The sequence below is a fragment of the Kitasatospora sp. NPDC057223 genome (assembly GCF_042669755.1).
In the GTDB taxonomy this organism is placed as follows: Bacteria; Actinomycetota; Actinomycetes; order Streptomycetales; family Streptomycetaceae; genus Kitasatospora.
The window spans coordinates 30,021-52,127 of the sequence record NZ_JBHUWW010000018.1 but is presented as its reverse complement, the minus strand read 5'-3'; the positions used below and the strand labels follow the sequence as shown (position 1 = coordinate 52,127).

The window sequence follows — 22,107 nt, the reverse complement described above, 5'->3', positions numbered from 1 at the left end:
TCACAGCTCGTTCCTGACGGTCCACAGCTCCGGGAAGACGTCCTGCTCGGCGGAGCGCTTCAGCCAGGCCAGGCCGCTGGAGCCGCCCGTCCCCGGCTTGTCGCCCATGGTGCGCTTGACCGAGGAGTAGTGCCGCTGGCGCCACCGGGTGACCCGCTCCGCGACGTCCAGCAGTGCCTCGCCCAGCTCCGCCAGGCCGGGGTACTCCGCCGGGTCGGTGTAGACCCGCCGCCAGGCCGCCGCCACCTCCGGGAGCGGCCGGTACCGCTCCGCCGAGGGCTCGTACGGGACGGCCAGGCCGCGCCGGGCGAGCAGGGCCAGCGCGTCGTCGTACAGCCCCGGTGCCCGCAGCGCGTCCGCCAGCTCGGCGTGCGTGCCCGGTACCTCCTCGTACATCCGCAGCAGGTGCTCGCTCTTGTTGCCGAGCAGGAACTCCAGCCGCAGGAACGCCGAGGACTGGAAGCCGGAGGCCTCCCCGAGCACCTCGCGGAACGCGCCGAACTCCAGCGGCGTCATCGTCGCCAGCAGGTCCCAGGAGTTCACCAGCACGTCCTGGACGTGCGTGCCGCGCCGCAGCGCCGCCAGCGCCCCCGGCACGTCGTCCTCGCGCAGGGCCTGCTGGGCCTGGGTCCACTCGTGCCGCAGCAGGTCGAACAGCAGCTCCATCACCTGGGTGGTGACGATGAACGACAGCTCGGCCGGCACCTTGCTGCGCGGGTGCTGCAGGCCGTGCAGTTCCTCCAGCCGTACGTACCTCGCGTAGGGGGTGCCGTGCCCCGGCTCCTCGGCCCTACCGAACGACAGGTTGGGTGTGCTCACCGTGTCGTGCCCCATCCCGAAAACCTCCTGACGGCCCGCCCTGCGCCGGATTCTCCGGCCGTTCCCGGTCCGTCCCGGTGGGGCGAACCCATTGTGCGGCGGCCCGGCCCGCTCTTGAATGGGCTCCGGACACCGGATCGGCGGCCGCGCCTTCCATTCAAATGGTGTTTCCGCCATCCGGCCTCACGAACGTGAACCGCCCGCCCGCACCAGCCCCGGACCACCCGCAGGAGCCACCCATGGACGCCGTCGACCGCCGCCTGCTCGCCGAACTCCAGGCCGACGCCCGGCTCTCCTACAACGAGCTCTCGCGCCGGGTCAGCCTCTCCGCCCCGGCCGTCGCGGAGCGGGTGCGCCGGCTGGAGGCCGACGGCGTGATCAGCGGCTACCACGCGCACGTCGGCCTGGCGCAGGCCGGGCTGCCGGTCACCGCGCTCGTCCAGATCCAGTGCTACGGCCCGCGCTGCCTGCTGCGCGACCCCGAGGTGACGTCCTGGCCCGAGGTGCTGCAACTGCACCGGGTGACCGGCGGGGCCTGCTGCGCCCTGCTGGTCGCGGTGCCCGCGATGGCCGACTTCGAGGCGCTGATCGACCGGCTCGCCGGGTACGGTCAGCCCGCCAGCTCAATGATCCTCTCCAGCCCGGTGCCGTGGCGCCCCGTCGTCGCGCCCTGAGGGACCGGGGTCCAGGCCCTGCGGGTAGGTTGGCGGGCATGCCGACGAACCGTCACGTCCTGCTGCTCCCGGGGAGCCTGCGCACCGGCTCCTCCAACCACACCGTGCTGCACACCGCCGCCGCGGTCGCCCCCGAGGGCGTCACCACCACCCTCTACACCGGGCTGGGCGGGCTGCCGCACTTCAACCCGGACGACGACGCGGCCCCGCTGCCCGCCCCGGTCGCCGCCCTGCGCGAGGCGATCACGGCCGCCGATGCCATCCTGGTCTGCGCGCCGGAGTACGCGGGCACCCTGCCCGGCTCCTTCAAGAACCTGCTGGACTGGACGGTCGGCGGCGTCGAGATCTCCGACAAGCCGACGGCCTGGATCAACGCCGCCAACCCCGGCCGAGGCCAGGGCGCCGAGGCCACCCTGCGGATGGTGCTCGACTACACCGGCGCGGCCGTGCTGGAGGAGGCCTGCGTACGGATCCCGGTGGACCGCGACTCGGTGGGCCCGGACGGCGTGATCACCGACCCGGCCGTCCGCGAGCAGCTCGCCCGGGTGCTCACCCTGCTCACCGCGGGCTGACCCCGGCCGGCCCCCGGCCGCGCCGCCGCCCGGGCGCCCGTCCTGGGCGCCCGTCAGTGGGCGCCCGACACGGGCACGCCGAGCCCGGCCAGCCCGTACAGGACGAGCTCCACGCCGACCGCCGCCAGCAGCAGGCCGAGCAGCCGGGACAGCAGTTCCAGCGATGTCCGGTGGGTGCGCTGGAGCAGCGGCGCCAGGACCAGCACGCAGACGCAGTTGATCACCACCACCGCCAGGTACGCCACGGCGACGGTGCTGTGCCAGGCCCAGGTGTCCTTGCTCAGCGAGCCGATCAGCACGGCCGTCATCGCCAGCGGGCTGGCGATGTACGGCAGCAGCAGTCCGCGGATGCCGTCGACCAGCGGGTTCGCCAGATGCTCGTCGTCGTCCGAGCCGCCGCCCAGGTGGATGCCGAGCACCAGCGCCACCGCGTACAGGAAGAAGATCACCCCGCCGGCCAGTTGCAGCGACTGGTCGCTGACGTGGAACAGCGAGGTGACGAAGTCGGCCGTGAACGACATCACGCCGCCGACCACCGCGGCGACCAGGGTGCTCCACAGGGCGAGCAGGCGCAGCTCGGCGGTGCTGCGCCCGGCGCCGAGCTGGGCGAACGACAGCAGGACCTTGGGCGGCCCGACCACCGCGAAGAACGCGATGAAGGCACTGCTGAGATCGAAGACGTACATGCCCCAAGCCTCGCCGCCGCCGGGCGCCGCCGCCCCCGGGGATCAGCGCAGCAGCACCGTCACGCCGCCCTCGCGCAGGGTGTGCACGAGCGCCTCGAAGTAGCTCAGCCCGCGTCCGGCGATCTCCACCCGCCCGGTCAGCAGCCGGCGGGCGACGGCCGCCTCGTGCCAGACCAGGGTGAACGGCGGCTCGGCGCCGAAGCCGCCGCGCAGGCAGTCGGCGAGCGCGTCCAGGTTGCCGCCGTAGTAGCCGCCGGGGCCGTTGACGGCCTCGCCGAGCGCGGTGTAGCAGCTCGCCCGGTCGGTGATCCCGGCCCCCCGCAGGTGGTGCTCGTCCGCGCCCATCCCGGCTCCTGACCTCGGTTGTTCCGGGGCCGCTCCCGGCGGGTGCGGCCCTGGCACGATTTTCGCCCGGATGGCGGCGCCGGGTCGAGCGGACGGGCCCTTTGGGCTGGGATGGGAGGCACGATCGTCCGCTCTGCCAAGTACCGGCCGCACGAACAGAGGCTCGACATGACCTGTCTGAATCGCAAGGATCTCGGCCTGCTCGCCCTGCGCACCGCGGTGGGCGGTGTGCTCATCGCGCACGGCACCCAGAAGCTGTTCGGCTGGTTCGGCGGCGGCGGCCTGGAGGGCACGGCGCAGGGGATGGAGGCGATGGGCTTCCACCCGGCCCGGCAGAGCGCGATCGCCGCCGGCCTGGGGGAGGCGGGCGGCGGCGCGATGCTGGTGGTGGGCCTGGCCACGCCGGCGGCCGGGGCCATCGTGGCCGGCACGATGGCCGGCGCGGTCTCGGTGCACGCGCCCGCCGGGTTCTTCAGTACGGCCGGCGGCTTCGAGTACCCGGCTCTGATCGGCGCGGCCGGCCTCTCGCTCGGCCTCTCCGGGGCGGGCCGCTACTCGCTGGACCACGCGCTGGGCCACCGGGTGGACCGGCCCTGGATCGGCCTGCTGGCCTTCACCGCGAGCGCCGTCTCGGCGTACTCGGTGGTGGCCCGGCGCCGGCACGTGGTGCGCCTGCGCGAGGAGCGGGCGGCGGTGGACGCCGGGCAGGAGGGCACCGGACTCTCCTGAACGGGGGCCTTCCGGCACGTCCCCGCGCCGTCACCCGGTCGGCGCAGCCCTGCTGGCAGCCGCTGCGGGAGGCCCGGAGGGTGGGCGGGGAGCCACGGGTACGAACGGCGAGAGAACGAGGACACGATGGAGCGTCAGCAGCCCCGCAGGACCCATCAGGACCAGGCGGCCCCCACCGTCCGCCGGCCGCGCGTGCTCGCGGTCACCGCGCTGGCCGCGGCGGTGCTCGGTGCCACGGCCCTGGCGGGCTGTTCCTCGGACGGCGACGCGAATCCGACGGTGTCCTCGGTGGCGTCGGCGGCGCAGTCCGCGGTCTCGGCGGCGGCCTCCGCGGTGCAGTCGGCGGTGTCCGAGGCCGCCTCCGCGGCGAACTCCGCGATCGCCTCCGGCGCGTCCGGCGCCTCCTCCGCGGCGGCTTCGGCGGAGGCCGCCGCCTCCTCGGCGATCGCCGGCGTGAAGGGCGGCCTGGACGCGAAGGACGACGTGACCCTCGGCCCGGTGACGACCGCTTCGGACGGCCGGGTGGAGGTCACCGCGACGGTCACCGACCACGCGTCGCAGTCGTACCGCTACAGCGTGCAGGTCAACTTCACGGACGGGTCCGGCAACGTGCTGGACGCCGCGGTGGTGAACGTGCCGGAGGTGGCCGCGGGCCAGAGCTCGCAGGCCACGGTGCGCAGCAACCGCAGCCTCTCCGGCGGGATCTCGGCCGTCGTGGCGCGGGCGGTGCGCTACTGAACCGCCGACCGGGCCGCCGGCCGAACGTTCACCGATCAGAACACGCATGTTTGGGCCGGTCCTCCAGGTTGGGGGATCGGCCCATTCCGCGTTGTGCGATGTTTACCCGCAGGTCAGGCGCGATGTGGAGGAGAAGCGAACCTTAAGGGGTCCTCAAGGGTCAATCGGGGGCCTTGACGGGTGAGTTGGTCTAGTCCATTTTAATCCCCAGGTGCAGGGAGCCCCTGAGCCGGCGTCAGAGGTCCAGACCTCTGGCGCCGGTTCGGCACACCCCCGGCGTCCGTCACAGCATGTCCCAGCTCGATTCCCTTCTGTCATGTCCCTGGTCGTGCGGCCCCACCCCGCACGGGCCTCCGGGGCCGCGGCGGAGTCCCCCACAACCTGGAGTCACGCACCCATGCTTCGCTCTGTTTCCCCGGCCCAGGAGCCGGTCCGCAGGCGGCGTCCGAAGAGCGTCGTCGCTCTCGCGGCCGGCACCGCCGCCTCCCTGCTGCTCGGCGCGGGTCTCGCGCTCACCTCCGGCGGCACCGCCAGCGCGGCCGCCACCAACACCACGGGCGCCGCGGCGACCAGCGGTGGCATCAAGGTCGCCTACTTCGACCAGTGGTCGATCTACGGCAACGCCTACTACCCGAAGACGATCCAGGACACCGGCGTCGCCGGGAAGCTCGACTACCTGATCTACGACTTCGCCAACATCAACCCCACCACGCTCTCCTGTTTCCAGGCCACCAAGGCGGCCTCGCAGGACGAGAACAACCCCAGTGCGGGTGACGGCGCGGCCGACGCGTTCGCCGACTACCAGAAGTCCTTCGACGCGAACACCTCCGTCGACGGTGTCGCGGACGCCTGGGGCCAGCCGATCGCGGGCAACTTCAACCAGCTGAAGAAGCTGAAGGCGAAGAACCCCAAGCTCAAGATCCTCATCTCGCTCGGCGGCTGGACCTACTCGAAGTACTTCTCCGACGCGGCCGCCACGGACGCCTCGCGCAAGAAGCTCGTGTCCTCCTGCATCGACATGTTCATCAAGGGCAACCTGCCCGTCGACGCCGGCTACGGCGGCGCGGGCACGGCGGCCGGCATCTTCGACGGCATCGACATCGACTGGGAGTACCCGGGCGGCGGCGGCCACCTCGGCAACCACGAGAGCCCGAACGACAAGGCCAACTTCACCCTGCTCCTGAAGGAGCTGCGCACCCAGCTGGACGCGCAGGGTGCGGCCGACGGCAAGACCTACGCCACCGCGGCGGCGGTCGGTGCCGGCCAGGACAAGATCAAGAACCTGGAGACCGACAAGATCGGTCAGTACCTCACCTTCCTCGACGTCATGACGTACGACATGCACGGCGGCTGGGAGGCGAAGGGCCCGACGAACCACCAGGCCCCGATCTACTCCGGTCCGAACGACCCGATGACCCCGGTCACCCCGGGCACCGGCAAGTACTCGATCGACAACGCCATCAAGGCCTTCACGGTCGGTGACCCGCAGTACGGCATCCCCGGCGGCTTCCCCGCCAAGAAGATCAACATGGGTGTGCCGTTCTACTACCGCGGCTGGACCGGCGTGCCGAACAACGGCAAGAACGGCCTGTTCCAGACCGCCACCGGCCCCGCCGCCGGCGCGCCGATGTCCGGCAGCGTCGCCGGTATCCAGATGTACAAGGAGCTCACGGGCTTCGTCGACAACCCGGCGAAGACCTACTGGGACGACGCCGCCAAGGCCGCCTACTTCTACGACGGCACCACCTTCTGGTCCGGCGAGAACGCGCAGTCCATCCAGGCGAAGATCGACTACGCCCACTGCAACGGCCTCGGCGGCTCCTTCGCCTTCTCGCTGTACGACATGGGCACCCAGACCGCGCTGTTCGACAAGATGGCCTCGGCCACCGACGGCTCCGCCGCCGCCTGCCCGGCCGCCCCGTCCCCGTCGGCCACCGCCTCGACGAGCGCGACCGCCTCCCCGACCGCCACGGCCTCCCCGACCGCGACGGCCACCGCGACGGCCTCCCCGACCGCGACGGTCTCCCCGACCGCCACGGCGACCGCCGGCACCTGCTCCGCCGCTCCGAGCTGGAGCGCCTCGGCCATCTACGCCACCCCGACCAAGGTCTCCTGGAAGGGCCACTACTACACCAGCAAGTGGTGGACCACGAACGAGGACCCGACCACCACCGGTCAGTGGGGCGTCTGGACCGACAACGGCGCCTGCTGACGCAGAGCACCTGACTGCGAAGGGCACTTGACGGAGCCCGCACCGCATTGAAACACCCCTGGACGGGCCGCCTCGGCCGTCCGCGGATCCGGCCCGCTGGGACTCCTCCCGGCGGGCCGGAGGGCTGTCCGGACCAGGACGGCGCAGATCCGCACCGAACGGCCTGCCACACGGCAGGCCGTTCAGTGCGTTAGAGGGGTATGGACCAGACAACAGGTACGGTCGCGGCGCCGCGGGAGCCGGTGGAGTTCCCCGAGTTCGTCGCGGCCCGGGGGCGGCACCTGCTCAGGACGGCGTTCCTGCTGACCGGCGGTGACGCGCACCTCGCCGAGGACCTCGTCCAGGAGGCGCTGGGCCGGGTGTACGGGAAGTGGCGCAGGGTCTCGCGGCTGGAGAACCCGGCGGGGTACGTGCAGACCGTCCTGGTCAACACCTTCCTGTCGTACCGGCGGCGGCGCAGCAGCACCGAGCGGGTGACCGACAGCATCCCCGAGACCGGTGTCAGCGACCCCGACCCGGCGTTGCGGCTGACCCTGCTGCGGGCGCTCGGCGAACTCGCCGCGCTGGACCGGGCGGTGTTGGTGCTGCGCTTCTGGGAGGACCGCAGCGTGGAGGAGACGGCCGCCGCGCTCCACCTGAGCTCCACCGCCGTCCGCTCGCGCAGCAGCCGGGCGCTGGCGCGGATGCGCGCCCGGCTCGGTGAGGAGGCGGCGGCCGTCATGCGCTCCTGACCAGGACCCGAACCGCCGTCAGACAGCCCTGCCCCGTCCCGAACCGGACGACCGACCGAGGAAGCGGTGCACTGCCATGCCCTTCGAAGACGAATTCCCCCTGGCACTGCGGAACGCCGCGGAGCTGGCTCCGGACCCGGCCACCGTCGTGCTCGCGGCCGGCGCCGTGCGGCGGGCCCGGCGCCGGCGCACCCGCGGCGTGCTCGCCGGGGTGGCCGCGGTGCTCGCGGTCGCGACGGCGGGCGCCCTGCTGCTCCCCGGTTCCGGCTCCGGCCGCGCCCTCGGCCCGTCCGGCGGGCGGGCCACCGCCGGGGGAGTGTCCGGCCCGGAGATGGTCGCCCTGCTGACGGCCCTGCTGCCGCCCGGCGGGATCAGCGACGCGGGGGGCACCGGCACCTCGGATGCCGGCGGCCCCGGAGCCCGGCCGGGGGCCCATCTGACCTTCGACGACGGCCGGGGCGCGGCGATGATCAGCCTGATCATCCAGCGCGTCGCAGGCCCGGACGCGGCACAGTGCATGGACTCGTTCGACACCCCGACCGAGTCCTGCGAGCGGACGTGGCTGCCGGACGGTTCGGCGGTCGTGATCGACAGGATGAACGCGCGCACCGCCGGCCGGCCCAAGGAGTGGCGGGCCGTCTACGCGACGCCCGGCGGTAAGCAGGTACTGCTGAGCTCGTACAACGCGGTGACCGGCGGCCCGCCACTGACCCGCCCGGACCCGCCGCTGTCGGCCGAGCAGTTGACCGCCGTGGTGACCAGCCCGAGCTGGGACGCGGTGTTCGCGGCGCTTCCCGCGGCCTCCGCCTCCGACGTGTCGCCGGTGCCGTCGCCGGGAGCGACCCCGACCGTCGCGCCGCTCCCGGACCCGGCCGAGATCCTGGCCACCGCCACTCCGCTGCTGCCGCCGGGGGCCGTGGCCGGCCCGCCGCAGACGCAGGAGAGCGCCGGCCGCGCGCACCTCCAGGTGACCTTCGAGGGCCGGACCAGCATGCTGCTGGTCAGCGTCCAGCCGGCCTCGGAGGAGAACCGCAGGGCCAAGGAGCTGCTCGAACAGGGCGCGGAGCCGGACCTGACCAGGCTGCCGGACGGCAGCGGCGTCTCCGTCCGGGACAGCAGCGCGACGAGGGGCGGCGGCGGTTCGCAGACCCAGTGGTCCGTCGAGGCCTTCCACCCGGACGGGCGGCGCATCCAGGTGAGCGAGTGGAACGGCCTGACCGGGTACGAGTTCAATCCGGGGACCCCGGCGCTGACGGTCGAGCAGCTGACGGCGATCGCGGCCGGCCGGTCCTGGCGCTCCTGACCCGGGCCTCCGGGTACTTCCCGCAGACAGCGAACGGCCCGCCGGGGTGCACCCCGGCGGGCCGTTAGCTGTCCGGGGGTGCCGTCCGAGGTCAGTCCAGGTCGTCGGTGCGGCCCAGGGCGTCGGGCTGGGTCTCCTCGATCCGGCGCAGCATCCGGGTGAGCATGCCCGCCAGTACGGCGCGCTCCTCGCCCACGACGTCCTGGAGGAGGTCCTCCTCGAAGACGGCGGCCATCCGCATCGACTCCAGCCACTTGTCGCGGCCGTTCTCGGTCAGCTCGATGATCACGCGGACCCGGTTGGCCTCGTCGCGGTCCCGGGTGACGAGGTTCTCGGCGACCATCCGGTCGATCCGGTGGGTCATCGCGGCCGGGGTCAGGCCGAGCCGCTTGGCCAGGTCACCGGGGCCGAGCCGGTACGGGCTGCCGGCGATCACCAGGGCCTTGAGCACCTCCCAGTCGGCGGAGGTGATTCCGAGCACATTCAGCTGCCGGGTGTAGGACACGTTCATCCGCCGGGTGACCCGGGAGAGGGTCTGGACGATCGTCTCGACCTGGGGGTCCACCAGGGGGAACTCCCGCTGGTAGACGGCCACCTGCTCGGAGATCCCCAGCTCGCCGGTGGCGGGCGGCTCGGGCTTGGGTGAACTCATGGGCCCAAGTGTCGCACGCGACGACTGCACCGCTTAAGGCTTTGACACCTGATACTTCCGGATCGTAGATTTTAGGTCTGAAATCTTGCGGACTTAAGAGTATCCAGAGAAAGGGTGTGCACGGTGACCGGCACGGTGAAGCAGCAGGGGCGGCAGGAGCAACGACGGCACGGGGCGGGCGGCCCGCTGCGCCGCGTCCAGATCGGCAACGCGCTCAGCGCGTTCGGCAGCGGATTCACGATGCCGTACATGTTCGTCTACGTGGACCAGGTGCGAGGCCTCGGTTCGCTCGCCGCCGGGATGGTGTTCACCGTCTTCGCGCTGGCGGCACTGGTCGTGCTGCCGTTCACCGGCCGCAGCATCGACCGGTACGGGCCCCGCCCGGTCCTGGTGGCCGGGTCGGTCGTGGCGGCCGTCGGCGCGTTCGCCTTCGGGCACGCATCCGGCACACCCGCGCTGCTGCTCTTCTCCTTCCTCTTCGGGGCCGGCTTCACCACCTGCCAGCCCGCGCTGGCCACGATGATCGTCCGCTGCTCCACCCGGGCCACCCGGGCGCACGCCTTCGCCCTCCAGTTCACCCTGGTCAACCTGGGCATGGGCATCGGCGCGCTGATCGGCGGCCAGATCGTCGACGTCGCCGAGCCGGGCAGCCTGACCCTGCTGTTCAGCATCGAGGCAGCCGCCCTGCTGGCGCTCGGCGTGGTCGCCGGCAGTGCCCGGATCCCGGCCGCCGAGGCCGCGCCGGCCGAGCAGAAGGCCGGGCCGAGCGGCCTGCGCGCGCTGGTCGCCGACAAGGCCATGCTGCGGCTCTGCGTGCTCGCCGCGCTGATCTTCTTCACCTGCTACGGCCAGTTCGAGTCCGGCGTCGCAGCCTTCGCCACCGACACCGTCGGCGTCGCGCCGTCCACCCTCGGCCTCGCCATCGGCGCCAACGCGCTGACCATCGTCGTGCTGCAGATGTTCGTCGTGCGGATCACCGCGCGCCGCCGCCGCACCACCGCGATGGCCGCCGCGGGCCTGGTCTGGCTGGTCGCCTGGACGGCCGCCCTGGTCGCCGGCCTGGTGAAGGCGGAGGCGATGGCCGCCACCGTCGCGATCGTCTCCGTGTACGCGCTGTTCGGCGTCGGCGAGTCGCTGCTCGCGCCGACGCTCGGCCCGATCGTCGCCGATCTGGCCCCCGCCCGGCTGCTCGGCACCTACAACGCCGGCTACGCCATGGTGAAGCAGATCTCCGTCGCGGTCGGCCCGGCCGTCGGCGTGCTGCTGGTCGGCTCCGGCACCTGGCCGCTGTACCTGGCGGCGATGGCGGGCTGCACCCTGCTGATCGTGCTCACCGCTCTGCGGCTGCGCCCGCACCTGACGCCCGCCCAGGACAACGCCCGGCCCGCGCCGCTGCACACCGCCTCCGAGGCCGTCCCCGTCCGGGCGCTGCAGACCGCCGCCTGATCCCGCCGGCCCGGCCACCGGCCGGTCGGGCGGCCGGCCGGGCGATCGCGGCGTGATCGTCCGACACGCTTGGTTTCACGCCGGGAGCCACATAGTGTCAGTCGCTGTTGGCACTGGGCGGGGAGAGCCCCGGGCCGAGCAGGCGAGTGAGCGAATCGGCGAGGCAATGACACAAGCGGTAGTCACGCAAACCCCGGCAGCACCGCCGGCCCCCGCAGCGCCCGAACCGGCCCGCCGGGGGCCGGCGTCCTGGGGCCCGGCGTCCTGGGGTCCGGTGTCCTGGGCGGTCACCCACTCCGGGTGGCTGGGGCCGCTCGCGGTCGCGCTGTTCGCCGGGGTGCTGCGGTTCTGGAACCTCGGCTACCCGCACGCCTTCGTCTTCGACGAGACGTACTACCCGAAGGACGCCTGGTCGCTGCTCAAGCTGGGCTACGAGGGCTCCTGGCCGGACAGCGCGAACGCCGACATCCTCGGCACCCCGCAGACCGTCCCGCTGACCCCGAACCCGGAGTTCATCGCCCACCCGCCGCTCGGCAAGTGGACGATCGCCGTCGGCGAGCAGCTCTTCGGCCTGAACCCGTTCGGCTGGCGGTTCATGACGGCCCTGCTCGGCACCGTCACGGTGCTGATGCTGGCCCGGATCGGCCGCCGCCTGTTCGCCTCCACGCTGATCGGCTGCACGGCCGCGCTGCTGATGTCCGTCGACGGCCTCCAGTTCGTGATGAGCCGGGTCAGCCTGCTGGACGGCGTCCAGATGTTCTACGTCCTCGGCGCCTTCGGCGCGCTGCTCGTCGACCGCGACCGCACCCGCGAACGGCTCGCCCCCGGGCCGGACGGCAAGCACCCGGACGGCGACCGCACCGGCCTCGGGTGGCGCCCCTGGCGGATCGCCGCCGGCGTCCTGCTCGGCGCGGCCTGCGCCACCAAGTGGAACGGCCTGACGATCCTGGCGGCCTTCGGCCTGCTGACCGTCCTGTGGGACGCCTCGCGCCGCCGCTGGGCCGGCGCCCGCCACCCGTACCGCTCGATGCTGCGCCGCGACGCCGGCCCGGCCCTGCTCGCCACCGTCGGCTCCGCCGCCGTGGTGTACCTCGGGTCCTGGGGCGGCTGGTTCCTCACCGACGGCGGCTACAACCGGCACTGGGCGGACGGCCGGTCCGGCCTCTCCCCGGACAAGCTGTTCGGCATCCCGCTGCCGCAGGTCGACCTGACCTGGGTGCCGGCCGCCCTGCGCAGCCTCTGGCACTACCACTCGCAGATGTGGGACTTCAACACCGGCCTGAGCACCCCGCACACCTACCAGTCCAACCCGTGGAGCTGGCTCGTCCAGGGCCGCCCGGTCTCGATGTACTGGGAGCAGCTGCCGCAGGGCCAGAAGGGCTGCACGGCCCCCGGCGGCTGCGCCAGCCAGATCCTCGGGCTCGGCACCCCCCTGCTGTGGTGGGCCGCCTGCGTCGCGCTGGTCTACCTGCTGTGGCGCTGGGCCTTCCGCCGGGACTGGCGCTCGGGCGCGGTGCTCTGCGCCGTCGCCGGGATCTACCTGCCGTGGTTCCAGTACCAGGAGCGGACGGTCTTCTCCTTCTACATGGTCGTCCTCGTCCCCTTCCTGTGCCTGGCCGTGGCCCAGATGCTCGGCGCCATGCTCGGCCCGGCCGGCAGCTCGCCCGACCGCCGCCGGCTCGGCGCGGCCGGCGCCGGTGTGATCGTGCTGGCCGTCGTGGTCTGCTTCGCGTACTTCCTCCCGCTGTACACGGCGGAGGTGTTCCCGATGACGGACTGGCAGGACCGGATGTGGTTCGTCAGCTGGGTCTGACCGCGGTGCCGCGCCTCGCCTCCGGCAGCCAGCTGCTCCCGGTCACCCCCGCGCTCTGGGCGGCGATGGCCCTGCTGCTCGGCGCCGCCGTCGCGGTCGCCGGGCGGGGCCTGCTCGGGTACGGGCACGCGGTGCTGCGGGCCGGGCTGCGGGCGGCGCTCCAGCTCGGCGTCGTCGCGCTGGTCATCGCCTGGGTGGTCGGTTCGCTGTGGACCTCGGCGCTGTTCGTGCTGCTGATGTTCGCCGTGGCCGTGCGGACGGCCGGGCGGCGGATGACGGACGGGCCCGCGTGGGTCTGGGCCGCCGCGCCGATCGGCACCGCCGTCCTGCCCGTCCTGGCGCTGCTGCTGGCCGGCGGGCTGCTGCCGCGCCAGGGCCTGACGGTCATCCCGGTGGCCGGGATCCTGATCGGCGGCGCGCTGACCGCCACCTCCCTGGCCGGCCGCCGCGCCCTGGACGAGCTGCGCCAGCGCCACGGCGAGGTCGAGGCGGCCCTCGCGCTCGGCCTGGAGGACCGCGACGCCCGGCTGGAGATCTGCCGCGCCGCCGCCGCGACCTCCCTCGTCCCGGCGCTCGACCAGACCCGCACCGTCGGGCTGGTGACCCTGCCCGGGGCGTTCGTCGGCATGCTCCTCGGCGGGGCGTCGCCGGTGCAGGCGGGTGCGGTGCAGCTGTTCGTCCTGGTCGCGCTGCTGCTGGTCGAGTCCGTCGCGATCGTCGTGGTGCTGGAGCTGGTCGGCCGGGGCCTGGTGGCCCGCCCGGGCCCGGGCGGCATCGGGTAGACTTCAGGTGTTGAAGGGGAGTAGCCCTCCACCGGACCGTCGACATACTGGCCCCTCGGGGCCCGGCGCCCGGGACACCCTGTTCCTCCGGGTGTCGGCGAGACCTTCGGCCGCAGTGCTGTGCTTTCCAACCAGTGCTGTCGGGCCGAGGCGTCCCCTTCAGGACTCACGGCCGGGCAGCCCGACCGAGGGAAACCCGAACCCCGATGAGTCTGACCGTCCTCGCCATCACCTTCGGCATCGTCTTCCTGGCCGAACTGCCGGACAAGACCGCCCTGGCCAGCCTGGTGCTCGGCACCCGCTACCGGGCGAGCTACGTCTTCGCGGGCGTGGCCGCCGCGATGGCCGTGCAGGTCGGCCTGGCGCTGGTGGCCGGCCAACTGCTCTCCCTGCTCCCGCAGCGCTGGGTCGAGGGCGTCAGCGGCCTGCTCTTCCTGGCCGGCGCCGCGATGCTGCTCTTCCACCACGGCGGGGACGAGGACGGCCACGCCGCCAAGGAGCCGTCCGCCAACAACTTCTGGAAGGTCGCGGGGGCCAGCTTCGTGGTCGTCGCGGTGGCCGAGTTCGGCGACCTCACCCAGATCATGACCGCCAACCTGGCCGCCAAGTACGCCGACCCGCTCGCCGTCGGCCTGGGTGCCTGGCTGGCGCTGTGCGCCGTCGCGGGGCTCGCCATCGTGGGCGGGCAGAAGCTGCTGAAGCACGTGCCGATGAAGGTCGTCGTCCGGGTGGCGGCCTGCGCGATGCTGCTGATGGCCGGGTTCAGCCTGTTCCAGGCCGTGACCGGCTGACCCCGGCCGGGCCGGGCGGTCAGCAGGCGGGCTTGTCGGCCTCCAGGACCGCCCGGGTGGCCGGCCCGTAGATCCCGTCCTCGCTCTTCGTGATCTTGTGCTGCTTCTGGTAGTTCGACAGCACCCACTGGGTCCACCAGTCGAAGGTGCCGGACTCGATCGACTTGTCGACCGTCCCGCAGCTCACCGCGACGAGCTTGACCTGCATCGCCTTGACCTCGGCGGGGTCGTTGACGGCGTCCCGCCGGAGCGTCGCGGGCGTGGCCGACGGGCCGGGGGAGGGTGTGGCGGGGGCGCTCGTGGCCGCCGGTGCGGACGGCGGGGCCGGGGGTGCGGCCTGGGTCGTCGTCGGAGCCGCCGGAACGGCGGGCGCCGGCGCCGCGGTCACCGGGGCGGGCGCCGCCGCGGTGGGGGGCCTGCTCGCCGGGGCCCTGCTGGTCCGCGCGGGCGAGGGGCTCGCCGAGGCGGCGGTGGCCTCCGCGTCCGGGCTCGGCTCGGCGCTGCTGGGCGGATCCGTCGGGGCGTTCACGGTGGGGGTGCTGGTGAGGGACGGGACGGGCAGCGCCGTCTTCTCGCCCCCGTCCGAGGGCGCCGTCAGAAGGGCGGCGCCGACCCCGAGCAGCACCACCCCGGCACCCGCCGCCAGCATCGCGCCGCGTCGCCGGGTCAGCGGTCCGCGCTGCTCGGCCCGGCGGGCCGCCCGGCCCCGACCGGGGCCGACGGTGTGCGCCGGATCCGGGTCGGGGGAGTTGTCGAACGCGAACAGGCCCAGCTCGTCCGGCGCGGACTGGACCGGCGCCGCCTGGTGCGGTGCGGCCTGGTGCGGCGCCGCCTGGTGCGGTGCGACCGGATGCGGCGCGGCCGGCGGGACGGGCGGCATCAGCGCCGTGGCGTACACCGCGGGCGGGAACGCGTCGTAGTCGGGCGGCGGCGGGGCCGCCTGCGCCTGCTGCCCCGGCCGGCCCACCGCCTGCGGGACGTACGGGCGGACCAGTGGCGGGCCCTCGATGTGCGGGAGCACCGTGGTGTCCGTGAGATCCGGGGAGCACCCGCAACCGCCGGCCGTCCGTACGGTGCCGCACACGGGGCAGTGCTGGTCCGGCACGGCCGGGTCCTCCTCGGATTGGGGTCGAACCCGCCCGATTATGCATGACGTCCCGGGAGGGGGACAGGGCTGATCGTCCGTCATCGGGGCAGTTGTGACGGTTCGTACCGGTTGGCTCCGATGAACAATCTGTTCGGACGGCATGGCGGTGCCGTGCCCGCCGGATGTCCGGATGGCGCAGTCAGATGTCGTACATACGGGCAATTCTGACAATATGGGCAATTGTCGGCGGGAACGACGACCCGCGCGGGCCCCGGCCGGCCGGGCCCCCACCCCGAGGAGAAGCGCCATGGCGGACCCGGTTTCCGAGCCCGGCCGGGCTCCGGCGCAGGACCCTGCCGGTGGGCCGACGCCGCCGGAGAGCACGGTGGCGAACCTCTGGGTGCCGATCGGCGCGCTGCTGCTGGCCCTGCTGATCGCCGCCCTCGACCAGACCATCGTCTCCACCGCGCTGCCGACCATCGTCAGCGACCTCGGTGGCCTCGAACACCTCTCCTGGGTCGTCACCGCCTACCTGCTCGCCTCCACCGCCGCGACCCCGCTCTGGGGCAAGCTCGGCGACATGTACGGCCGGAAGCGCTTCTTCCAGGCCTCCATCGTCATCTTCCTGATCGGCTCCGTGCTGTGCGGCATCGCGCAGAACATGGGCCAGCTGATCGGCTTCCGCGCCCTCCAGGGCCTGGGCGGCGGCGGCCTCATCGTGCTCAGCCAGGCCATCGTCGGCGACCTCGTGCCGCCCCGGGACCGCGGCAAGTACCAGGGCCTGTTCGGCGCCGTCTTCGGGGTCACCAGCGTGCTCGGCCCGCTGCTCGGCGGCGTCTTCGTCGACAACCTCAGCTGGCGCTGGGTCTTCTACATCAACGTGCCGATCGGCATCGTCGCGCTGATCGTGATCGGCGCCGTCCTGCACGGCACCGAGGTGAAGCGCAAGCACCGGATCGACTACCCCGGCACCGTCCTGATCGCCTCGGTCGCCACCTGCCTGGTCCTGGTCACCTCCCTCGGCGGCACCACCTGGTCGTGGGGTTCCTGGCAGATCGTCGGCCTGGCCGTCCTCGGCGTGGTGCTGCTCGGCGTCTTCATCGCCGTCGAACGGCGTGCCCAGGAGCCCGTCCTGCCGCTGCGGCTGTTCCGCTCGCGCACCTTCAGCCTGGTCGCCGTCATCTCCTTCGTGGTCGGCTTCGCGATGTTCGGCGCGCTCACCTACCTGCCGACCTTCCTCCAGGTCGTCCAGGGCGTGTCGCCCACGATGTCCGGCATCCACATGCTGCCGATGGTCCTCGGGATGCTGTTCACCTCGATCGGCTCCGGCCAGATCGTCGCACGCACCGGGCACTACCGGATCTTCCCGATCGTCGGCACCGCGCTCACCGCCGTCGGCCTGCTGCTGCTCTCCCGCCTGACCGAGAACAGCTCCACCACCGAGATGAGCCTCTACTTCCTGGTCTTCGGCCTGGGCCTCGGCCTCGTCATGCAGGTGCTGGTGCTCGCCGTCCAGAACTCCGTCGGCTACGCCGACCTGGGCGTCGCCACCGCCGGAGCCACCTTCTTCCGCTCCATCGGCGCCTCCTTCGGCGTCTCCATCTTCGGCACCGTCTTCGCGAGCGGCCTCAACCGCCGGCTCGCGGACGCCCTGGCCGGCGTGCCGCTCCCGCCCGGCTTCGACCCCGGGGTGATCAGCTCCGACCCGCACACCATCGCGGTGCTGCCGCCCGCCGTCCAGGCCGGCGTGCACCACGCGTACGCCGAGTCGATCACCCGGGTCTTCCTGTTCGCGGTGCCGGTCGTCCTGGTCGCCTTCGTGCTCTCGCTCTTCCTGCGCGAACAGAAGCTCCGCACCACCGTCACCGCCCCGGACCTGAGCGAGTCGATCGGCCTCAACCCGGTGGAGCGCTCCTCCATCGACGAGATCGCCCGCGCCCTGTCCGCGCTCAGCACCCGCGAGGCCCGCCGCGACCTGTTCCGCCGGATCACCGCCGCCGCCGGACTCGACCTCAGACCGGCCTCCAGCTGGCTGATCCTGCAGATGTACCGCCAGGGCTCCGCCGAGCCCGCCGAACTGGCGGAACGCCGGATCGTCCCCATCGAGGTCATCGAGGAGGCCGCCGCCGAGGTGGAGAGCCGCGGCCTGGCCGCCCGGGGCCACGGCCTCCCGCTGCGCCTCACCGAATCCGGCGAGGCCACCGCCGTCCGCCTGGTCGAGGCCCGCCGCACCCAGCTCGCCGAACTCCTCGGCGACTGGGACGAGAAGCAGTACGCCGACCTCGCCGAACTCCTCACCCGCCTCAGCTCCGGCCTCTGCGCCGACACCCGCGACCGCCCCGACCGCACCGAGCCCGCCGAGCACACCCCGCACGGTGGCGGGCACCCGGCCTGACGAGGAGTTCGCGGGGCTGATCCTCCCCGTACGGCAGGTGTAGGAGACTGCTCGGAGAAGGTCGGGACCGGGCCCCGCAGGTGGGGCCCGGCGTGATGAGAGGCGCTCCTGTGGCTGTCGTGAAGATCAATGTACTGACCGTGCCGGCCGAGCAGCGCGAGGTGCTGGAGAAGCGGTTCGCCTCGCGGGCCGGGTCGGTGGAGAACTCGGACGGCTTCGAGTGGTTCGAGCTGCTGCGCCCGGTGGAGGGGACGGACCAGTACCTGGTCTACACCCGCTGGGCGGACGAGGCCTCGTTCGAGGCCTGGATGGCGGGCCCGATGCAGGCCGCCCACCGCCAGGGGCCGCCCGCCGCCGAGGGTGCGGCGCCGCAGCGTCCGGCCGCCTCGGGGTCGACGCTGTGGTCGTTCGAGGTCGTGCAGTCGGCGGGGCCGAAGGCCTGACGTCCGGCGTGGTGGCCGGTGGGGTGCGCCGCACCGGTCACCAGCGGCCGGTCTCCTGCGAGGGGGTGTCGGCGGCCAGCCGTTCGCTCTCCCGGCGGACGTGGTCGAGCCGGGCCTCGCGTTCCAGCAGGCGCAGGGCCCGGCGGATGACGTCGGCGGGTTGTTCGCCGTCGTGCATGACGGACGCGATGATCCGCTCGTCGTCCGCGGTCGGCAGGAACTCCATGGGGCTGCCCATGCCACCAGGGTAGTGCTCCGGGGCCCGTCGGCGCAGGTCAGGGGCCGGGCGGCGGGCCGAAGGCGACCGGGGCGCCGAAGGCGGCGCGGCGGGTGGCGCGGCGCAGGGCGCGCAGGAGTGGCGTGCCGAGGGTGAGGCAGAGGACGACGGTGAGCGCGGCCCGGGGGAGGTCCCAGCCGAGCGAGGTGGTCAGGCAGTAGGCCGCGAAGCGGGGCAGGTTGGCGCTGAGCGGGTCGCCGGGGTGGAAGGCGATGGAGCTGGAGAGGCCGCCGATGTAGGGCCAGCCCTGCAGGTTCATGATCGTCCCGTAGGCGAGCGAGGCGGCGGCGCCGTAGCCGGCCAGCAGGGCGAGTTCACGGCGCCCGCGCAGGCCGGCGCGGCCGGGGAGCAGGCCCGCGCCGAGGCAGACCCAGCCCATGGCCAGCATCTGGAACGGCAGCCACGGGCCGACGCCGCCGGTGAGCAGCGCGGAGGCGAACATCGAGACCGAGCCGAGGACGAACCCGAAGCCCGGGCCGAGCACCCGTCCGGACAGCACCATCAGGAAGAACATCGGCTCCAGGCCGGCCGTGCCCGCGCCGAGCGGCCGCAGCGCGGCGCCCGCCGCCGCCAGCACGCCGAGCAGCGCGACCGCCTTGGCGTCCAGGCCGGGTTCGCCGTCGCCGGCCGATCGGCCCTCGGAGATCTGCGCGACCACCACGGCGAGCAGCAGCGGCAGCAGCAGGGCGAACAGCCAGGGGGCGTCGGTGGAGTGGCCGACCAGGGCGGACTTGGCCGAGGCGAGCAGCGGCCAGCCGAAGGCGACCACGCCGATCGCGGAGATCAGCAGCAGGGTCGCGACGGAGCGCCGGCCGAGCGGAACGGGCCGGGCCAGCCGGTCCCGGTCGGGTGCGGGCGCGGTCATGCGGGGCCCTCCACGGTGGCGAGGGCGCGGGCGACCTGCGCGGTGGTGAGCCACGGGGACGGGGCGAGGATCTTGGCGACCTGCGGGGCGAAGGCGGGGGAGGAGACCACGATCTCGGGGGTCGGGCCGTCCGCCACGATCTCGCCCTCGGCCAGGATGACCGTCCGGTGCGCGAGTTCGGCGGCGAGCTCGACGTCGTGGGTGGCCAGCAGGACGGCGTGCGAGTCGGCGGCGAGGTCGCGCAGGATCTCCACCAGCCGGCCCTTGGCGGCGTAGTCGAGCCCGCGGGTGGGCTCGTCGAGCAGCAGCAGGGGCGGCCGGGAGGTCAGGACGACGGCGAGCGCGAGGGTGAGCCGCTGGCCCTCGGAGAGGTCGCGGGGGTGGGCGGTGCCGGCGATGCCGGGCAGCAGCCGCTCCACCAGGGCGCGGCAGGTGCCGGGGGCGGCGTCCGCGTCCCGGTCGGCGGCCGCGCACTCGGCGGCCACGCTCTCGCTGTAGAGCAGGTCGCGCGGATCCTGCGGGACGAGGCCGACCTGCCGGACGAGATCCCTGGGCCGCGCCCGGTGCGGGGTGAGGCCGCCGGCCCGGACGGTGCCGGAGGTGGGGGCGTGCAGGCCGGCCAGGCTGCCGAGCAGGGTGGACTTGCCGGCGCCGTTGCGTCCCATCAGGGCGGTGATCTCGCCGGGGCGGACGGTGAGACCGACGCCGCGCAGCGCCCGGACGGGGCCGCGGGTGACGGCGAGGCGCTCCACCACGGCGACCGGCTCGCCGTGCGGGGCGTCGGCGGCGGCCGGCCGCAGGCCGTCCAGGCGGGTGCGCAGCGGGCCGGCCCGGCGCCGGGCGTCCCGGACGGTGAGCGGCAGCGGTGACCACCCGCCCAGGCGGCCGAGGGCGACGACGGGCGGGTGGACGGGGGAGTGCGCCATCACCTCGGCGGGATCGCCGAGCACCGGCGGCCGGCCGCCACCGGGGAGCAGCAGCACCTGGTCGGCGTACTGGACGACCCGCTCCAGCCGGTGTTCGGCCAGCAGAACGGTGGTGCCCAGGTCGTGCACCAGGCGCTGCAGCACGGCGAGCACCTCCTCGGCGGCGCCGGGGTCGAGCGCGGAGGTGGGCTCGTCCAGGACGAGGACCTTGGGGTGGACGGTCAGCACCGAGCCGATCGCGACCCGCTGCTGCTGGCCGCCGGAGAGCGAGACGAGGGCGCGTCCGCGCAGGTCGGCGAGGCCCAGCAGGTCCAGGGTCTCCTCGACGCGGCGCCGCATCACCTCGGGGGAGAGCCCCAACGACTCCATGCCGTAGGCGAGTTCGTCCTCGACGGTGTCGGTGACGAAATGCGCGAGCGGGTCCTGCCCCACGGTGCCGACCAGGTCGGCGAGTTCACGCGGGCGGTGGGTCCTGGTGTCGCGGCCGTCGACGGTCACCCGGCCGTGCAGGACACCGCCGGTGAAGTGCGGGACGAGGCCGCTGACGGTGCCCAGCAGCGTGGACTTGCCGGAGCCGGACGGGCCGACCAGCAGGCAGAGTTCGCCCTCGGGGACGGTCAGGTCGAGCCCGCTCAGCGCGGGCGCCCCGGCGTCGGGGTAGCTGACCGAGACCTGCTCGAAGGTGATCACGAGACACTCCGGGGCGGGATCGGGGCGGCCACCGCCGGCACCAGGCCGACCAGGACGGCCAGGGCGGCGGACAACGGCAGGGTGGGCGCGGTCAGCGGGACGACGGAGGGCGTGAAGGCGCCCGGATCACGGCTCGACAGCCAGGTCACCAGCACCGCCACCGTGATGCCCGAGCCGGCCACCGCCCACTCCCGCCAGGCCCACGGGTCGGGCCGGTAGCGAGTCCTGACGGCCCGTCGGCTCCCGAGCAGCAGTCCGCCGGCTGCGGCGGCCAGCCCCAGTGCGAGGACGGGCAGCGCCCAGGCGGTCGCGCCCGCGCCGAGCAGCCCGTACGCGGAGACGCAGACCCCGAGCAGCCCGGCCAGGGTGAGGGCGGCGGTGGTCCTGGCCACCCTCGGCGGTACGTCGGCGGTGCGGCCGAAGCCCCGGGTGTCCATCGCGGCGGCCAGCGCGACGGACCGCTCCAACGCGCCCTCCAGAACGGGGATGCCGACGCTCAGCAGGGCCTTCAGCCCGCGGTCGGAGCGCCCGCGCAGCCGGCGGGCGGCCCGCAGCCGCTGGACGTCCGCGAGCAGGTTCGGCGCGAAGGTCATCGCCACCACCACGGCCACGCCCGCCTCGTACAGCGCTCCGGGCAGCGCCCGCAGCAGCCGGGCCGGGCTCGCCAGCGCGTTCGCCGCGCCCACGCAGATCAGCAGCGCGGCCAGCCGCAGCCCGTCGTACAGGGCGAACAGCAGGCCCTCCACCGTCACCCGGCCGCCGATCCGCACCCCCTGCGCCCAGACCGGCAGCGGCACCTCGGGCAGCGTGAACAGCACGTGCGAACCGGGGATGGGGGAGCCCAGCAGCACCGCGAAGACCAGCCGGATCCCCAGCACCAGCAGCCCCAGTTTGAGGAACGCCCCGTACGAGCGCGACCACGGCGCGTCGCTGCGCCGGGCCGCGACCACGTACCCGGCGACCGCGACGACGAGCAGGAGCAGCAGCGGATCGGTGGTGCGGGTGGCGGCCGCGCCCAGCCCGAGCGCCCACAGCCACCACGCCCCCGGGTGCAGGTGGCGCGGGCCGGAGGCCGGGCGGGTGGTGCGCGGTGGGGTCACGGGAGAGGTCCAGGTGAGGGGGCGGGGGCGG

Annotated in this window: 22 protein-coding genes; 13 read left to right on the top strand and 9 right to left on the bottom strand. The window is 73.8% G+C overall.

Going from position 1 to position 22,107, the window contains the following annotated elements:
* Complete coding sequence (locus ACFUK0_RS10080) at window positions 1-834, bottom strand: tryptophan 2,3-dioxygenase (protein ID WP_380248134.1); 834 nt, start codon at window positions 832-834, stop codon at window positions 1-3.
* A 224-nt stretch (window positions 835-1,058) separates the two neighbouring features.
* Here ACFUK0_RS10080 and ACFUK0_RS10075 point away from each other — a divergent pair, with 224 nt between their 5' ends.
* On the top strand, window positions 1,059-1,493 hold the full coding sequence (locus ACFUK0_RS10075) for an Lrp/AsnC family transcriptional regulator (protein WP_380248132.1): 435 nt from the start codon (window positions 1,059-1,061) through the stop codon (window positions 1,491-1,493).
* Between the two features lie 38 nt (window positions 1,494-1,531).
* Window positions 1,532-2,065, top strand: coding sequence for an NADPH-dependent FMN reductase (locus tag ACFUK0_RS10070; RefSeq protein ID WP_380248130.1), 534 nt, complete (start codon window positions 1,532-1,534; stop codon window positions 2,063-2,065).
* Window positions 2,066-2,118: 53 nt separating this feature from the next.
* Here the strand turns inward: ACFUK0_RS10070 and ACFUK0_RS10065 are convergent, their stop codons facing one another.
* Entirely contained in the window at window positions 2,119-2,751 is a 633-nt protein-coding gene (locus ACFUK0_RS10065) for a MarC family protein (protein ID WP_380248128.1), read from the bottom strand.
* Between the two features lie 42 nt (window positions 2,752-2,793).
* The gene (locus ACFUK0_RS10060; protein ID WP_380248126.1) at window positions 2,794-3,096 is read right to left on the bottom strand and encodes a barstar family protein; all 303 of its coding nucleotides are present in this window, start codon (window positions 3,094-3,096) and stop codon (window positions 2,794-2,796) included.
* Between the two features lie 168 nt (window positions 3,097-3,264).
* Here ACFUK0_RS10060 and ACFUK0_RS10055 point away from each other — a divergent pair, with 168 nt between their 5' ends.
* The 5 genes from ACFUK0_RS10055 (at window position 3,265) to ACFUK0_RS10035 (ending at window position 8,809) form a co-directional block, all read left to right on the top strand.
* Complete coding sequence (locus ACFUK0_RS10055; RefSeq protein WP_380248124.1) at window positions 3,265-3,825, top strand: DoxX family protein; 561 nt, start codon at window positions 3,265-3,267, stop codon at window positions 3,823-3,825.
* Window positions 3,826-3,951: 126 nt separating this feature from the next.
* On the top strand, window positions 3,952-4,563 hold the full coding sequence (locus tag ACFUK0_RS10050) for an FxLYD domain-containing protein (RefSeq protein WP_380248122.1): 612 nt from the start codon (window positions 3,952-3,954) through the stop codon (window positions 4,561-4,563).
* 397 nt (window positions 4,564-4,960) lie between these two features.
* Window positions 4,961-6,775 (top strand): glycosyl hydrolase family 18 protein, encoded by a 1,815-nt coding sequence (locus tag ACFUK0_RS10045; RefSeq protein WP_380248120.1) that lies wholly within the window; start codon window positions 4,961-4,963, stop codon window positions 6,773-6,775.
* A 200-nt stretch (window positions 6,776-6,975) separates the two neighbouring features.
* Window positions 6,976-7,506: a SigE family RNA polymerase sigma factor gene (locus ACFUK0_RS10040; protein ID WP_380248118.1), complete on the top strand. Its 531-nt coding sequence runs from the start codon at window positions 6,976-6,978 to the stop codon at window positions 7,504-7,506.
* 76 nt (window positions 7,507-7,582) lie between these two features.
* The gene (locus ACFUK0_RS10035) at window positions 7,583-8,809 is read left to right on the top strand and encodes a hypothetical protein (RefSeq protein WP_380248116.1); all 1,227 of its coding nucleotides are present in this window, start codon (window positions 7,583-7,585) and stop codon (window positions 8,807-8,809) included.
* Window positions 8,810-8,900: 91 nt separating this feature from the next.
* Here the strand turns inward: ACFUK0_RS10035 and ACFUK0_RS10030 are convergent, their stop codons facing one another.
* Window positions 8,901-9,461, bottom strand: a complete 561-nt coding sequence (locus tag ACFUK0_RS10030; RefSeq protein WP_380248114.1) for a MarR family winged helix-turn-helix transcriptional regulator — start codon at window positions 9,459-9,461, stop codon at window positions 8,901-8,903.
* Window positions 9,462-9,584: 123 nt separating this feature from the next.
* Here ACFUK0_RS10030 and ACFUK0_RS10025 point away from each other — a divergent pair, with 123 nt between their 5' ends.
* The 4 genes from ACFUK0_RS10025 to ACFUK0_RS10010 all read left to right on the top strand — a co-directional run bounded on the left by ACFUK0_RS10025 (window position 9,585) and on the right by ACFUK0_RS10010 (window position 14,293).
* On the top strand, window positions 9,585-10,907 hold the full coding sequence (locus tag ACFUK0_RS10025) for an MFS transporter (RefSeq protein ID WP_380248112.1): 1,323 nt from the start codon (window positions 9,585-9,587) through the stop codon (window positions 10,905-10,907).
* A 166-nt stretch (window positions 10,908-11,073) separates the two neighbouring features.
* Complete coding sequence (locus ACFUK0_RS10020; protein ID WP_380248110.1) at window positions 11,074-12,720, top strand: dolichyl-phosphate-mannose--protein mannosyltransferase; 1,647 nt, start codon at window positions 11,074-11,076, stop codon at window positions 12,718-12,720.
* Window positions 12,721-12,785: 65 nt separating this feature from the next.
* A complete protein-coding gene (locus tag ACFUK0_RS10015) occupies window positions 12,786-13,502 on the top strand; it encodes an ABC transporter permease (RefSeq protein ID WP_380248190.1) in 717 nt (238 codons plus the stop codon).
* 206 nt (window positions 13,503-13,708) lie between these two features.
* Window positions 13,709-14,293 carry a TMEM165/GDT1 family protein gene (locus tag ACFUK0_RS10010; protein WP_380248108.1) on the top strand — a complete coding sequence of 195 codons (585 nt, stop codon included), beginning with the start codon at window positions 13,709-13,711 and terminating at the stop codon, window positions 14,291-14,293.
* Between the two features lie 19 nt (window positions 14,294-14,312).
* Here the strand turns inward: ACFUK0_RS10010 and ACFUK0_RS10005 are convergent, their stop codons facing one another.
* Window positions 14,313-15,398, bottom strand: a complete 1,086-nt coding sequence (locus ACFUK0_RS10005; RefSeq protein WP_380248106.1) for a peptidoglycan-binding protein — start codon at window positions 15,396-15,398, stop codon at window positions 14,313-14,315.
* Between the two features lie 289 nt (window positions 15,399-15,687).
* On the opposite strand from ACFUK0_RS10005, the gene ACFUK0_RS10000 reads away from it, so the two are divergent.
* Window positions 15,688-17,775, top strand: coding sequence for a DHA2 family efflux MFS transporter permease subunit (locus ACFUK0_RS10000; protein ID WP_380248104.1), 2,088 nt, complete (start codon window positions 15,688-15,690; stop codon window positions 17,773-17,775).
* Window positions 17,776-17,885: 110 nt separating this feature from the next.
* Entirely contained in the window at window positions 17,886-18,218 is a 333-nt protein-coding gene (locus ACFUK0_RS09995; RefSeq protein ID WP_380248102.1) for an antibiotic biosynthesis monooxygenase family protein, read from the top strand.
* A 37-nt stretch (window positions 18,219-18,255) separates the two neighbouring features.
* On the opposite strand, the gene ACFUK0_RS09990 is transcribed toward ACFUK0_RS09995, so the two are convergent.
* The 4 genes from ACFUK0_RS09990 to ACFUK0_RS09975 are packed head-to-tail and all read right to left on the bottom strand — an operon-like array spanning window position 18,256 to window position 22,076.
* A complete protein-coding gene (locus ACFUK0_RS09990) occupies window positions 18,256-18,456 on the bottom strand; it encodes a hypothetical protein (RefSeq protein ID WP_380248100.1) in 201 nt (66 codons plus the stop codon).
* A gap of 37 nt (window positions 18,457-18,493) precedes the next feature.
* Window positions 18,494-19,360, bottom strand: a complete 867-nt coding sequence (locus ACFUK0_RS09985) for an ECF transporter S component (protein WP_380248098.1) — start codon at window positions 19,358-19,360, stop codon at window positions 18,494-18,496.
* Window positions 19,357-20,976, bottom strand: a complete 1,620-nt coding sequence (locus ACFUK0_RS09980; RefSeq protein ID WP_380248096.1) for an ABC transporter ATP-binding protein — start codon at window positions 20,974-20,976, stop codon at window positions 19,357-19,359. Before ACFUK0_RS09980 ends, ACFUK0_RS09985 begins: the two co-directional genes overlap by 4 nt.
* Window positions 20,973-22,076 (bottom strand): energy-coupling factor transporter transmembrane component T, encoded by a 1,104-nt coding sequence (locus tag ACFUK0_RS09975; protein WP_380248094.1) that lies wholly within the window; start codon window positions 22,074-22,076, stop codon window positions 20,973-20,975. Before ACFUK0_RS09975 ends, ACFUK0_RS09980 begins: the two co-directional genes overlap by 4 nt.
* Between the last annotated feature and the right edge of the window lie 31 nt (window positions 22,077-22,107).